Raw genomic sequence first — 13,832 nt, 5'->3', positions numbered from 1 at the left:
AATTTATTTTCTGAACTTTCGCTTTAAAATTTTTTGTATCGCTTCTTCTCCCTTTCTTACTCCAAGAAGAGCGGTTTTATATAACTTAGTTCGTATCGTTGTGGTAAGTTTAACTGGCAGTGGCCCATCTGGAGCCACTGTGATAATTTTAACACCCTTGGGCGGTTTAACGGCAATTTCTCTAGCTGCATTGAAGTGGAAGTGGTGAAGTTTACGCATCATCTTCCGAATGGTTTTATGCTTCGGGAAAGCAAGTAAACTCGTGAATCTTGTCAACGGTCCAGATATGTGACGAACTGGAGAATTCATAATCACAACAATTTCTTTATAACCGGCCTCAATAATATCTTGGATCGGGAGTGGATTTAATATAGCCGCATCCGAATATAACTTTCCGTTTAACCAATGTTTGCCACGTGTTGCAATAGGTAGAGAAGTGGCAGCCTTTAAAAGATCAAAAATGTTTGAGGATGTAGCTTTGATGTACTCGATTGAGTGTGTATGAAGATTACTAACTGCGATAGCAAAATGCGGAACATTTTTCCTATCTAAAGTTTCAGATTCTAACCTGACCTTTTTACGAAAAATAAAATCGATTAAGTATTCTTGATTTAAAAGAGTTTTTCCTTGGAAGGGATGAAAAAAAGAAATGAGTTTGCTACCTGACAAATCCCTGTACCAAACTGCTAGTGCCTTTTCACTTTTGACAGGCTCCTCTTTTGGCATGGATACATAATAGGCGGCGGCACAGGCTCCCGATGAAACACCCACCACCAAATCGAAGTAATTTGGTCTTAAGAACCGATTCCAAGCATATAAAACACCGCCGGAAAAAGCTCCCTTCATTCCCCCTCCCTCCACAAGAAGCGCTCTTTTGGTACCTTTCGCCTTAGGGAGTTTGGGTTGTTTCTGAGATTCACTTATAATAGAAGACTGCACAATAATGTCAGGGTCTTCCCCCTACTTTCGGTTGCAAAAAACAATTCAATGAATTCCAGGGATTTCTATCTTTAGGGGAACCACCAAACCTATAATGGACAAACTGTCACCATAAGAAATCAGAAAAAAAAATTAAGGGTCATACAATAAATTTCACTACATTTGCAATTGAATATAAGTATGCTCGGAATCAAAACATTGCAAACAGAGGTGAACGGAATTATCATCAAAGGTTCCTTACAGTTGAAAGTGAATGGAATTTACCAATTGGATTTGCTTTGTCCCTACAAAGGTCCCATATTTACCTTCACCTTTCCTAAAATTTATTTTGCACTTGGAAAGGAACAAATATCCGAAAGAGACTCTCATGCAAAAAGTAACCTTCGCACTCTTTTCTTTAAATGTGAAAGTATCAAAAAGGAAATTCCTAAGTTCGAACAAGAATTAAAAGAGTTTTGGTTAGATATAGAAACGATTTCAGTACTTTCCCCAAATGAATGGAATGAAAAATGTATGTTTCTAAAAAATGCCTTACATGAAGGTTATATGGATGCAGACAGATACGAAAAAACTTTAAACGATCTAACGACGATGATGGAAAAAAAATATTTCGAACGTGAGAAACGTTGCGAAGCGTTTTTATCTAAGTACCTTCCCGAGTATTCTCATCTTCAAAATCATTTTTCTTGGATTCAATTTTGTTATGAATTAACTGAAAAAAAACATCTACTCTTACTTTAAATTTTCCTTTTTCTTGCCAAAGATTCGGACTTACACTTTACTTTCCATAAGGGTCGGAAATTTATTTCCGCAACCAAAATATAGAACTCGGAATTTAGCTATGCGACCAATGGATCAAATCACTGGAAAAGAACAAAAACACCATGTGATACTACACTACTTAATGAACCAAGAAATGAAGGCAAACTGGAATGGACAAATCCAAACTATGACCGTCACACAGGAGTTACCTGGTGGTGAAGAGATTATAGTAGATTGGTCTGAAGTTTGGCCCATTGGACCTGGCTCGTCGTTTATCCTGTCCAAATTACTTGCGCGTTACTTAGAACTCCATTGCACTTTTTTAAAACAGCTTTCTCCAACGAAAATCCAACTACATGTAGATAGAGTTCTCATAGCTAAAAAAGAAAGATTAAATCCACGGTTTACCATTACCGAAGAGGGTTTAGTCAATGTGACAAACATTGTCAGTTCGAAAACTATTATCGAAGCCAATATGTTTAACATCCCTACTCTAGTACGAGTTAACTTTGAAGACTACCGCAAACGAATGATGATTAGGTCAGGAGAAGCTGGCACAATGGATATTTTTAAATCTGGAATGGAACGAAAGTTTGACGTTGTAAAATCATCTCAAAAAATTCTCTTTATAAAAGATGCTACGAATGCTGAAAGTTACCGTTTTGCAGATGATGGATTTATCAATTATGAAGATGAAATTGAAGAACAAGTTGATAAACTTGCGATGGCTGCTCGTGACAAAAAAATAAAATCAGAGCTCATTCTCCCAATCCTATATAAAAATGAATTAGAAGAAATCATCCCTATTGGATATTACTGGTTACAAACAAAAGAGAACTTCATTACCAACGATGATTTATCATTCTACCAAACTCAAATTTCCGAAATGATCGAAAGAATTAAAGATGCAAATCTTATGACAACTGTGGAAAAGTTTCCAGTTTTAGATTTGTCTGCTACGGGATTAAAATTACGTGTGGGGAACAGTAGTTTGGTGGAAACCTTACCGAAACAAAAAGGTATTTTATTAGAGTTAGTTTTTAAACTGCAAACCCCTTTCCGTTTTTTCGGTAAAATAGCTTGGGCCAAAAAAGAAGAATCTGGGGATTTACTCGTGGGAGTGGAATTCTCTGGGAAACGAACTTACGCAGAAAAAGTGCGTTTCGAAGAAAATATCGAAATTATCAAAAATAGTGGGAAGTCCGCTGCCTAAGTGTTAGCGGGTTTCTAATTTGATTGTTTTTGTAATTTTTGGAATTTCATAAGCACAAATATAGTATAACATTTTTAAATCGATGTAATCGTAAGCTCTCGCTAAGTCTTTTTCCCAAAGGCTATCAATTTTGTCCCAGGGAAGACTTGGGTATTTTTGTTTTTCAGAGCTTGGAATTTTTAAAGACTCTGTTTGGATGTAACGGAGCATTTCCTCAGCAAAAAAACTATCGTGATCGCCCTCTCTAAATTCTTGGATTTGGTTTCTGAAGAGGAAGGACTCAAGCTCCCGACAATAGAAAATAAACTCATAAAACATTTGGTTATCCTAAAATTGGATTGGAATTGGAATAGTTTTTTTCGTTGGCAAAGAAATTCAAATGATGAAAGCTTCCACTAAGTATGAAGATCATTTTTCGAATCGTTTTATTCTCCCTTTTTATTTTGGTATTCCCCGTCCAATCCGCAGAAAAGGACTTCCAAATCATCGATCTCGTTGTTGGAAAAGGGGAAGAAGCCTTTTCTGGTTCCTACGTCACGGTTCACTATGTGGGTAAACTCACCAACGGTACTAAATTTGATAGTTCTCGTGATCGCAACCGACCATTCGAATTTAATCTTGGAGCCGGGGAAGTAGTGAAAGGATGGGACAAAGGCATCAAAGGGATGCGTGTCGGTGGGAAAAGAAAACTCATCATCCCACCAGAGTTGGGTTATGGAAATAAAAAAGTAGGAAACATTCCTCCTGATTCCACTCTCATCTTTGAAGTAGAACTAATAAAGATCTATTAGATCCAAAGTTTTAAACCCACAACGAACCATCCTTAATTTTTGATTTTATATCCTGTGCGAAAGATAACCCAAGTCACAGTCAAACATAAAGTCAAAAAAACAAGGATCATCGAAATGCTCACAGAAAGTGCAACATCTGCCCGCTCAAAAAAACTATAACGAAACCCACTTACCAAATATAAAACTGGATTAAACATACTTAGTTTTTGCCAAAATGGTGGCAACATCTGGATGGAATAAAAACTTCCACCTAGAAATACAAGCGGTGTAATGACAAGCATGGGGATCATTTGGAGTTTTTCAAAACTATCCGCCCAAATCCCAATCACAAAACCAAACAAACTAAAACTAATACAAGTTAATACTAGAAAAAAAACCATCAAAATGGGATGATCTATCCTTATAGGAACAAAAAAGGATGCGGTAATCAGCATCAACACTCCAAGCATGAGTGATTTTGTGGCAGCGGCACCAACATATCCAATCACTACTTCCCACATGGTTACTGGTGCCGAAAGAATCTCATAAATAGTTCCATTGAATTTTGGAAAATAAATGCCAAAAGAAGCATTAGAAATACTCTCAGTTAGCAGGGACAACATAACAAGTCCTGGAACAATAAAACTTCCGTAATGAATTCCATCAATTTCTTGAATCCGCGAACCAATGGCAGATCCAAATACAATAAAGTATAAGGAAGTCGATAAAACAGGCGAAGCTATACTTTGTAATAATGTACGAAAAGTTCTTGCCATTTCAAATTTGTAAATAGATCTAATTGCGTAAAAGTTCATACAGCCTCCTGTAACAATTGAACAAAGATTTCTTCTAATGAACTTTGTTTTGTGCTCAAATCACTGAATTGGATTTTTTGTTTTTTCAAATCATCCAAAAGTTTGGTTATAAGACTGCTGTCATCGGAACGATCATAGGTAAATACAAGTGCAGAATTGTTATCTACAAGTTCTAATTCGTACTTGGAAAGTGTCTTTGGGAGTTGTTTTAGATTTTTTTTAAGCTCAATGCGAAGTTGTTTCGTTCCGAGTTGTTTCATGAGTCGGTCTTTGTCTTCTGTGAGGAATATCTCTCCCTTTCTGATTACAGAAATCCGGTCAGCAATCGATTCTGCTTCTTCGATATAATGAGTGGTAAGGATAATAGTTACACCATTTTTCCTTAGTGATTCGACAATCTTCCACATATCTTTTCTAAGTTCGACATCAACTCCGGCGCTAGGTTCGTCCAAAAAAAGTATTTTAGGTTCGTGTGACAATGCTTTGGCGATAAGAACTCTTCTTTTCATTCCACCAGACAAAGTCATAATTTTTTGGTCTTTTTTGTCCCAAAGAGAAAGCGATTTTAAAACATCTTCGATGTATTTGGGATTGGCTGGTTTTCCATACAATCCACGGGTGAATGAGACACTGGCCCAAACGGTTTCAAAGGCATGTACGCTGAGTTCTTGGGGCACAAGGCCTATAAGAGATCTTGTTTTTTTGAACTCGCTTATGATATTAAAACCGTCTACAATCACTTCACCAGAACTTGGCGAAACAATGCCACAGATCAAATTGATTAACGTAGTTTTTCCTGCTCCATTGGGGCCAAGAAGCGCATGGATTTCGCCCTCTTTTACTTCCCAGTGAACATTCTTCAGTGCTTGGAATCCATTGTCATAAGACTTGGAAACTTGTTTTAGTGTGAGGATTGATTTCAAACAGTTTCATCCTTCCAGCCAATGTCTGAGAGGAAGTCGTCATAACCCCCATCATAGACAAAAACTCGGTCATCATCGAATACAATTAGTTTAGTGGCTACAGCACGCAAGTGCATTTCATTATGTGTGACCATAATCACCGAACCGTCAAAGTTATCGATGGCTTCAATCAGGGAGTCACAAGACTGCATATCCAAGTGGTTTGTTGGCTCATCCAAATACAGAAGGTGGCAAGGCGTGACTAAAATTTTTCCAAGTAGTACCCGACTTTTTTCTCCCCCAGAAAGAACCTTGATTTTTTTTAGAGCAAGGTCTTCCGAAAACATAAGTCCACCTGCAATATTACGAGCCTTTCCTTCTGAACAATTCGGATCGGCACTCATAATTTCTTGTACAACCGTATTACTTTCGTTCATGTTCAGTTTATTGGTTTGTCCAAAATATCCTTCTTTTAATACAGGATGTTTTTTGACTTCGCCAGAAACGGCTTTAAGTTCCCCGGCAATTAACTTTAGTAATGTGGATTTACCTTTTCCGTTTTTCCCGATAATACATATACGATCTTCTGGTCCCACACTTAGCGAAAAATTTTCGAACAAAAAAGGCGAAGTTCCATTATATGAAAAAGAAACTTCATCTACACTTAACATTTGATTGGCGGAAAACGGCGCACTATTAAAGTAAAGTTCCATATCTTCAATATTATCAAGTGCTTTCATTTCCCCCTGTTTTTCTAATTTTTTGACACGGGATTGGGCACGACTCGCAAAACTTGCTTTTGCTTTAAACTTAGCGATGAAGATTTCTTCTTGTTTTCGTTTTTTCGCTTCGTTCAGTCGAGTTTTTTCATAAATTTCTTCTGCTTGGTTGATTTGTGTGTATAACTTTTCTGTATCACCTTGTACCTTTATTGCTTTGCTTCTATGAATGGCCACAGTATGAGTCACAACACTATCCATAAAACTTCTATCGTGAGTAATGAGAATGATTTCCCCTTCCCATTCACGAAGAAATTCCTCTAACCAACGTATGGTGACAATATCCAAATAGTTGTTTGGTTCATCTAAGATGAGCATATCAGGTGCTGACACAAGAAGTTTGGCCAAATTCATTCTGATTTGGTATCCACCTGAAAATTCTTCGGGACTACGTTCCATGTCTTTTTCAGAAAACCCAAGTCCAAATAAAATCCGTTCCACTTTCCAGGTTTCGTATTCATCCCCTTCCGGTAAACCGAGTGCGCACTCTTCTAATACGGTTGGTTTTGTAAAAACCAAGTGTTGTTCCAAATGTCCAATCCGGTATCCTTTCGGGATGGTTATATTCCCTGAATCAGGCTCTGTTTTGCCTAATATGATTTGCACAAGAGTTGATTTACCATGTCCATTGCGTCCCACAAGGCCGACACGTTCACCACGATTGACGCTGAACTGTAAATCATCGAATAAAACATTGCCATTGAATTGTTTGTTTAAACCAGATATTTTGATCATATAATTTCCAAAGGTTTCCCTTTTTGGTATAAAACCAGAATCGAAAAAGAACCAGATACGACGAGTAGAATCGAAAAGAAATTCTGATAGTTTTCTCGTGAAATCTTCGATTCCGTAGGACATAATTGGCAAGAAGCCAACCAGAAAGATTATGAACTCTATTTCATTCTAATAGATTCCGAAACTGTATTGTGAGATCTTTTTTCATCTTTCTCCTTACCCTAAGTTTTGGACGAGGGATCTATGCCAATGGAAACTTACAAGTGGCATTTGGTGCGGAGGAAAACTATCTTTTAGTGCGTTCGCTTGATGCAAGTGTCATTCACTTAGGAAGTCCGGAAGAAAAAGCGGAATACAAAGAAATCATAACCGAGTATTTGCGATTCAAAAGTCTTCACATCCAGGGGAAATACAGCGACGCTTATTTAGCTGTTAGGTCTACTCAAGTCAAACTCATAAATTTATATGACAAAATTCTTACCAAAAACTTAAACTTAGTGCGATCGGAATTGATTTTACTAGGAGGTAAATCCCGTGACAAAGAAAAAACACAAACTAGAGCTTTTTTAAGACTAGCGTTACGCGACATCAGTGAAGCCGAACAGAAGTTAGTGATGGCTAGAAACACTCGCCCCCTTCTTTACCTATTAAAACTTCGAGAAATGTTATTTGCTTTGAAGATTTTAAAACATGCAGGGAAATTTGTCATTTTTTTAAACCTTCTTCACGATGGTGGTTACATGGATACCATTGAGTTTTCTGATTTTGATTCCATTGAATCAGAACTCATACGTGGTTTTGGAAAAACAAACAACAAATTATTAGCACTTCATTACGATAATTCCTTTCTTCCTTTTGGAGAAGAAAGTATTTACGATTCGATGATGACAAATTACAAATCACCAGAAATCAAAAAAGAATAATTAAATTTTGATCCATTTTGTATTTTGTATTGATGAAACTAAATTGACCTTTTCCGTTTATAGGTTCATTTTTTTAGTTGGATACAATCTCGCGCAAAGTTTGCTTTTTCTCTAGCTTCTTCCGTTGTTTTACCTAAAGCCAAACTAACACCCATTCTGCGCTTTCCATCCACTTCTGGTTTTCCGAAGATACGAATATCTACACCAGACTGTCGAAGCGCTTCTCCAAGACCCACATACACGGGAGCTTTGATTTTCCCATCCAAAAGAATTGCGGAACTGGCAGCAGGAGTTTGGAAGATAAGTTCTGGAATAGGCAGTCCAAGTAAGGCTCTCACATGAAGGGAAAATTCTGAAAAATTTTGAGAGATGAGCGTAACAAGTCCTGTATCATGTGGTCTAGGTGATACTTCACTAAAGTAAACTTCGTCCCCTTTAACAAATAGTTCAACTCCGAAAATTCCCATCCCACCTAATCCCGTGGTAACTGCCTCTGCAATTTTTTCTGCAGCAAAGAGTGCTTTCTCTGTCATAGGCTGTGGCATCCAAGATTCCACATAATCACCGTTCACTTGTCGATGACCAATCGGTGGTAAAAAAGTAGTCCCACCTATATGTCGAATGGTTAGAAGTGTAATTTCAAAATCAAAAGATATAAATTCTTCAATGATCATTTTACCTTTCCCTGTTCTTCCTCCTGTTTGCCCGTACACCCAAGCTTTTTGGATTTCTGATTCGTTCCGAACCATACTTTGTCCTTTTCCTGAAGAACTCATAATGGGTTTGACCACACAAGGAAATCCAATTTCCTTTACAGCCTTCTGAAAATTTTCTTCTGTATCGGCAAAAAGAAATTTTGATGTTTTTAAACCGAGTTCATTCGCAACAAAGTTACGAATCCCTTCTCGGTTCATGGTTAGGTTTACAGCTTTGGCAGAAGGAATGATTCGAAAACCTTCGGATTCTAATCGGACTAAGGTTTCTGTGTGAATGGCTTCAATTTCGGGGACAACAAAATCTGGTTTTAATTCTCGGATGGTAGCTTCCAACTCTTTTGGATCTAACATATTTACAACACGAGATTCTTGAGCAACAAGCATTGCTGGTGCATTGGGATAACGATCGATAGCAATGACATGAACACCCAATCGGTTTGCCTCAATGGCGACCTCTTTTCCAAGTTCACCTGATCCCAGGAGTAAAAGTTTTGTGGCAGTTGTGGTAAAGGGTGTTCCTATCATAATCACAAAGATTGGAAACTATGCCAATCAGACAAACAGATTATGGTCGCCTTTATTAGGAAAGAATCGGTAGAAATTACATTAAGTAACGTTTGCCCAGCTTGTCCCTTTGGTAAATATTTGCACCCATTCGAATCAGAAGATCAGAAATTTCGCTTAGTCCATCAAAACTATTGGCAATATGAAGAGCTGTGACTCCACTTGGATCGGCAGCATTCGGATCTGCAGCGGATGTAAGTAGCACTTCGACTGCTTCTACATTTCCAACTTCTGTTGCTTTGTGAATGGGATACAAACCCATGTTATCTGGTTCATTAGGATTTAATCCAACGGATAATAATCTTTTTAAATAATAAATATCTGATACTTCAGTCACCGCAATTCCTAGGAGTAAGGGTGATTCCAAAATCAAAGCTTCTTTTAGATCTGCATCGGCCAATAACAAATCGAATGATTCTTTGTCTTCTCGGGTGATGGCAGAACACAAGGTGCGCAACCTCAGATTGGATTTAGTTTTTCCAACGAAATCAATTATGTTTTGTATCATTTGTTTATCCTATCATTATAGGACGAATCCCCCTTGTAAAAATGGGACATTTTTTCGTATTCTGCAAACCATTCGTTGGGAATCGTACCTGATTTTTTTTTGAAATCGTGATTAAAATGAGATTGATCAGAGTAATTGTATTCCTGAGCCAAATCGGTGAACTTAATATCTGGATTGTTTTCTCGGTAGTGTTTTGGATTTCTTACCAATTCGAGTAACCTATGCACAGTTCTATATTCCGAGGGAGCCATACCGACAATCTCTCTAAATTTGCGATCCAATTGTTTTCTAGAAATTCCTAATTTTTTACAAAGACTTTCAATCGAAATATTAGGACGTGTCAGTTCCAATAATGCAAACCGAATGTATGCGGGGATATCACCAGGTTTCCCCGGATATTCCTTTAGAAAGGACGTTAAAAAAACACTGATTTCATCTTTATTCAATATGTTAGAATTATTTTTTTCACTTAAAGATATGTTTTCATTAATTCTGAAAAGACCACCTAACATAGAATCAATTTTCATTTCTGGAAATTGATTCTGCATTTCATCTCCACGTTTGGAAAATAAGGAATACAACCCACCAACATAAAATCGAATCGCAATTAAAGAGAGATCTGACTCAGATAAAATCCGCCACCTTCTTGTCTGTGGACCAACAAGATGAAATTTAGGTAATCGGATCATTTGTTTGTCTTCTGTTTCGACAATTGGCGGGTTCTCCAAATGAAAAACCATCTCACACTCATAAGATGGCAAAATCCAAGGAAGTTCCTTAACATTGACTCCTCTCCAAATCCAAAATTCCTTTACGGATGATTCCAAATGGAGAGGAGGTTTTAAAAATGAAATGTCCATCGGATTACCATTAGCATTCACTTTTATTTCCATCGACTCATTCGAAGAGCATTAAAAACAACCGATAAAGAACTAAAAGCCATCGCCGCACCACTCACCCAAGGAGCAAGTAAACCGGAAGCCGCTATGGGAATTCCTAATAGATTATATCCAAGTGCCCAACCAAAGTTTTGTCGAATGTTCAAAACTGTATCTTTTCCAATATGAATCAAATCTACAATTCTTTGGATGTCTCCATTTACTAACACCACATCAGCAGTATTAATGGCAACCTCAGAACCTGTTCCCATTGCGATACCAACATCGGCTGATGCAAGTGCAGGTGCATCATTGATTCCATCACCTACCATTGCCGAGTGTACTTTATCGGTTTTAAATTTTGTAATAATTTTTGCTTTGTCTTCAGGAAGTAAACTTGAATAAACATAAGAAATTCCGACCAATCTAGCTACTTTTTCAGCAGAATTCTGGTTATCACCTGTTAGAAGGACAGGTTCCACGCCAATGGATTTTAAGTCTTGAATGGCATCCTTTGCTTCATTACGTAATTTGTCCTCAATCCGAAATAATACCATTCCTTCCAACTTTCCACGGATTCCCACCAAAACTAAACTAGAACCATCTGATGACCAATACTGAATTGTTTCCTTTATAGACTCGGGTAAAACAAAACCGTTTTCTTCAACAAACGTCCGTTTGCCTGCCAAATAACTAATTCCATTTTGCTCAGAACCAATTCCACCTCCAGGAAAAGTTTTTGTTGAAACCAAATCAAGGTTTGTATGTTGAAATTTATTTTCTTTTCCATATGCAACAATTGCTTTGGCAAGTGGGTGGTCAGACGTTTCCTCCATCTTGACAATATCTCTCAAAACAAGATTCAAATGGTTAGTATCCGAAAAAGTATGAGTCATTTCTGTTACTTTCGGTTTCCCTTCTGTTAAGGTTCCTGTTTTATCAAAGGCAATCCAATTGATTTTAGAAACAGATTCCAATGCTTCTGCACTGCGAAAAAGCATACCTCTTTTTGCTGCACGACCTGTTCCGACAAGTAACGAGATAGGTGTAGCAAGACCCAAGGCACAAGGACAAGCAATCACTAAAATGGCAATACTCGTTTCTATGGCCGAAGTAATGATACCTGGATTGATCAGAAGATACCACACAAAAAAATCAATAACACTAATTGCGATTACCACTGGAACAAAATAAGCAGATATTTGATCAGCAATTCTTTGTATCGGTGCTTTAGTTCCAAGAGATTCTTCCACAGAACGAATGATATGCGACAGAGTCGTATCATTTCCGACTTTGTTTGCTTTCACAACTAAAGATCCGCTCCCGTTGACAGTGCCACCAAGAATTTTATCACCTAGGACCTTTTCTGCAGGCATACTCTCACCAGTTAACATAGATTCATCGACAAAACTTTCCCCTTCTGTAACAACTCCATCCATAGGAAATCGTTCGCCTGCTTTTACTAAAACCAAATCTCCTGTTTTCAAATATTCATTGGGAACAGCTGTCCATACACCATTGGATTGTACCGTAGCGACCTCTGGACGAAGTTTAAGGAGTGCATTGATCCCATCGCTACTTTTTCCTTTAGCATAATGTTCAATCCACTTACCACCTAGGATAAAAGTAATAAGAACTGCAGATGTTTCGAAATATAGGTCCTTGCCTAAAATACTGTAACCATAAGCTGCACTTGTACCAATAACCACTAAAACATCCATATTGGCTGATCCATTTCGTAATGCACGGTATGCTGATTTATAAAACGGAAACCCTATCAAAAATTGAACGGGAAAGGCAATAGTCATTTGAACGTATCGATCCATTAAAATATGCGGCATAGGCATAAAACTTAATAAACTAAAATGTGTGACCATGCCGTAAAACAACGGTAAGGATAAAATAACAGAAAGGATAAAACGAATTTTTAGATTTCGAATTTGTTCCTTCTGTTTTTTTTCTGTTTCTGATTGTTTGTTGGAATCATGCTCAATGGCAGAATAACCTAGAGATTCTACTTTTTTTAAAAGAGAATCAACTGTTACAGAATCATCACTCCGTAAAAAAACAGATTCACGAGCAAAATTGACTCTAACATCCGATACGCCTTCCATTTTTGCAAGGCCCTTCTCAATGCGAAGGGCACAATTGGCACAAGTCATACCAAAAAGATCTAATGTTCGTTCGGTGGTATTATTTGGTGTTTCCAAGGGTATAACCATCCTCACTCAAACGTTCACGAAGTTGATTTAACTCCGTATCCGAAAGAGATTCATTCACAGTCACCAGCTTTTCATCGATGTTAGCCGTTGCTTCTTTACCGATTTCTGCAAAAACTTTCTCTACAGTTTTTTTACAATGCCCGCAAGTCATTCCTTCTACTTCATAATTAACCATGATGATGCTCCTTCTTTTGTTCTTTTGATTCAATCAGCGGAAGTTTATATTTTACATCCGCACCCTTTTGAAAATTCCATTCTGGTGAAAGAATTAAGACTCCTTCCTCCATCGAACTTCCTTTGGGAATTTCGCAATAAAAATGATTTGGGTGACTAAAACATTTTAAAGGAAACTCCTTACCTTTCGATACTATTTTACCATACAACTTCGAATTTTTGGAAGTAGGATTTTCAAAATTGATATCAAGTAGATATATCTTAAATCCTAAATTTTGGTAAGGAAGCACTTCCGTATGAAAAGCACCAGGCATTCGAATTTGCCCTCCGTGAGGACCTGGTTTATGTTCCCCGTGGGCAGAAATCTGTTGTAAGCTTAAAAACATTGCTAAAATAGCAATTTTAAATAAATTTTTGATTGGTTTCATGGTAACTCCTTTGTTAACATAAAACCAGTCTAAACCTTCCCATTGTTGGAAGGTCAATAGCCGATTCGTTTTTTTTAACCATTTTTTATAAAAAAAAATCTAGGATACAATGAATATAGGTGAACTTTCGAAAGAATCAGGAGTCAGCACAAAACTCATTCGACATTATGAAGGGATAGGATTAATTCCTCAAGCCGGAAGGACAGAAAATGGATACAGGTCTTATCACAAAGACGATATTCATTATTTAAGATTTATAAAAAGATCAAGAGAACTTGGATTTTCGTTAGAGGATATTAAAAGTTTACTTGGGCTTTGGAAAAATAAATCACGAAGCAGTAAACAAGTAAAACTTCTAGCTGAAAAACATTTAAATGAATTAGATTTAAAATTAAAACAATTAAAAGATATGTCTGATACTTTAAAAAATCTAATTAAACATTGTCATGGAGACCACAGACCCGAATGTCCTATTTTAAAAAAGTTAGAACAAAATGAATGAGT

General features: G+C 37.2%; 16 protein-coding genes. 5 read left to right on the top strand and 11 right to left on the bottom strand.

The window, feature by feature from the left end; translation table 11 throughout:
• Nucleotides 1-3: 3 nt before the first annotated feature.
• Complete coding sequence (locus EHQ31_RS06980; protein ID WP_244247314.1) at nt 4-846, bottom strand: patatin-like phospholipase family protein; 843 nt, start codon at nt 844-846, stop codon at nt 4-6.
• A gap of 273 nt (nt 847-1,119) precedes the next feature.
• Here EHQ31_RS06980 and EHQ31_RS06975 point away from each other — a divergent pair, with 273 nt between their 5' ends.
• Both EHQ31_RS06975 and EHQ31_RS06970 read left to right on the top strand, forming a co-directional pair.
• Nucleotides 1,120-1,680, top strand: a complete 561-nt coding sequence (locus EHQ31_RS06975; RefSeq protein ID WP_135575067.1) for a hypothetical protein — start codon at nt 1,120-1,122, stop codon at nt 1,678-1,680.
• Nucleotides 1,681-1,780: 100 nt separating this feature from the next.
• The gene (locus tag EHQ31_RS06970) at nt 1,781-2,914 is read left to right on the top strand and encodes a DUF1577 domain-containing protein (protein WP_135574905.1); all 1,134 of its coding nucleotides are present in this window, start codon (nt 1,781-1,783) and stop codon (nt 2,912-2,914) included.
• A 3-nt stretch (nt 2,915-2,917) separates the two neighbouring features.
• Here EHQ31_RS06970 and EHQ31_RS06965 read toward each other — a convergent pair whose 3' ends face one another.
• On the bottom strand, nt 2,918-3,232 hold the full coding sequence (locus tag EHQ31_RS06965; protein WP_135574907.1) for a ribonuclease HepT family protein: 315 nt from the start codon (nt 3,230-3,232) through the stop codon (nt 2,918-2,920).
• An 83-nt stretch (nt 3,233-3,315) separates the two neighbouring features.
• On the opposite strand from EHQ31_RS06965, the gene EHQ31_RS06960 reads away from it, so the two are divergent.
• The gene (locus tag EHQ31_RS06960) at nt 3,316-3,705 is read left to right on the top strand and encodes an FKBP-type peptidyl-prolyl cis-trans isomerase (RefSeq protein ID WP_135574909.1); all 390 of its coding nucleotides are present in this window, start codon (nt 3,316-3,318) and stop codon (nt 3,703-3,705) included.
• 32 nt (nt 3,706-3,737) lie between these two features.
• On the opposite strand, the gene EHQ31_RS06955 is transcribed toward EHQ31_RS06960, so the two are convergent.
• From EHQ31_RS06955 to EHQ31_RS06945, 3 genes are read right to left on the bottom strand one after another with little or no spacing between them, the layout of a single operon-like run.
• Nucleotides 3,738-4,499, bottom strand: coding sequence for an ABC transporter permease (locus EHQ31_RS06955; protein WP_135574910.1), 762 nt, complete (start codon nt 4,497-4,499; stop codon nt 3,738-3,740).
• Nucleotides 4,496-5,422 carry an ABC transporter ATP-binding protein gene (locus tag EHQ31_RS06950; protein ID WP_135574912.1) on the bottom strand — a complete coding sequence of 309 codons (927 nt, stop codon included), beginning with the start codon at nt 5,420-5,422 and terminating at the stop codon, nt 4,496-4,498. Before EHQ31_RS06950 ends, EHQ31_RS06955 begins: the two co-directional genes overlap by 4 nt.
• Entirely contained in the window at nt 5,419-6,915 is a 1,497-nt protein-coding gene (locus tag EHQ31_RS06945) for an ABC-F family ATP-binding cassette domain-containing protein (RefSeq protein WP_135574914.1), read from the bottom strand. The genes EHQ31_RS06950 and EHQ31_RS06945 overlap by 4 nt, the downstream gene beginning before the upstream one ends.
• Nucleotides 6,916-7,106: 191 nt before the next feature.
• On the opposite strand from EHQ31_RS06945, the gene EHQ31_RS06940 reads away from it, so the two are divergent.
• Nucleotides 7,107-7,838, top strand: coding sequence for an adhesin OmpL37 family surface protein (locus EHQ31_RS06940; RefSeq protein ID WP_135574916.1), 732 nt, complete (start codon nt 7,107-7,109; stop codon nt 7,836-7,838).
• A gap of 65 nt (nt 7,839-7,903) precedes the next feature.
• Here EHQ31_RS06940 and purT read toward each other — a convergent pair whose 3' ends face one another.
• The 6 genes from purT to EHQ31_RS06910 form a co-directional block, all read right to left on the bottom strand.
• Entirely contained in the window at nt 7,904-9,079 is a 1,176-nt protein-coding gene (gene purT / locus EHQ31_RS06935) for a formate-dependent phosphoribosylglycinamide formyltransferase (protein ID WP_135574918.1), read from the bottom strand.
• Between the two features lie 76 nt (nt 9,080-9,155).
• Nucleotides 9,156-9,626, bottom strand: coding sequence for an ankyrin repeat domain-containing protein (locus EHQ31_RS06930; protein ID WP_135574920.1), 471 nt, complete (start codon nt 9,624-9,626; stop codon nt 9,156-9,158).
• Entirely contained in the window at nt 9,623-10,486 is an 864-nt protein-coding gene (locus EHQ31_RS06925) for a helix-turn-helix transcriptional regulator (RefSeq protein ID WP_135575068.1), read from the bottom strand. Before EHQ31_RS06925 ends, EHQ31_RS06930 begins: the two co-directional genes overlap by 4 nt.
• Nucleotides 10,487-10,509: 23 nt before the next feature.
• Nucleotides 10,510-12,714: a heavy metal translocating P-type ATPase gene (locus EHQ31_RS06920; protein WP_135574922.1), complete on the bottom strand. Its 2,205-nt coding sequence runs from the start codon at nt 12,712-12,714 to the stop codon at nt 10,510-10,512.
• The gene (locus EHQ31_RS06915) at nt 12,698-12,901 is read right to left on the bottom strand and encodes a heavy-metal-associated domain-containing protein (protein WP_135574924.1); all 204 of its coding nucleotides are present in this window, start codon (nt 12,899-12,901) and stop codon (nt 12,698-12,700) included. The genes EHQ31_RS06920 and EHQ31_RS06915 overlap by 17 nt, the downstream gene beginning before the upstream one ends.
• On the bottom strand, nt 12,894-13,328 hold the full coding sequence (locus tag EHQ31_RS06910) for a hypothetical protein (protein WP_135574926.1): 435 nt from the start codon (nt 13,326-13,328) through the stop codon (nt 12,894-12,896). The genes EHQ31_RS06915 and EHQ31_RS06910 overlap by 8 nt, the downstream gene beginning before the upstream one ends.
• 109 nt (nt 13,329-13,437) lie before the next feature.
• Here EHQ31_RS06910 and cueR point away from each other — a divergent pair, with 109 nt between their 5' ends.
• On the top strand, nt 13,438-13,830 hold the full coding sequence (cueR, locus tag EHQ31_RS06905) for a Cu(I)-responsive transcriptional regulator (RefSeq protein ID WP_135574928.1): 393 nt from the start codon (nt 13,438-13,440) through the stop codon (nt 13,828-13,830).
• The last annotated feature ends 2 nt before the right edge of the window (nt 13,831-13,832 follow it).

The sequence above is a fragment of the Leptospira montravelensis genome (assembly GCF_004770045.1).
GTDB classification, from domain to species: domain Bacteria; phylum Spirochaetota; class Leptospiria; order Leptospirales; family Leptospiraceae; genus Leptospira_A; species Leptospira_A montravelensis.
Note: the sequence above shows the minus strand (reverse complement) of the source record. Positions and strands in the feature narration are given on the sequence as shown.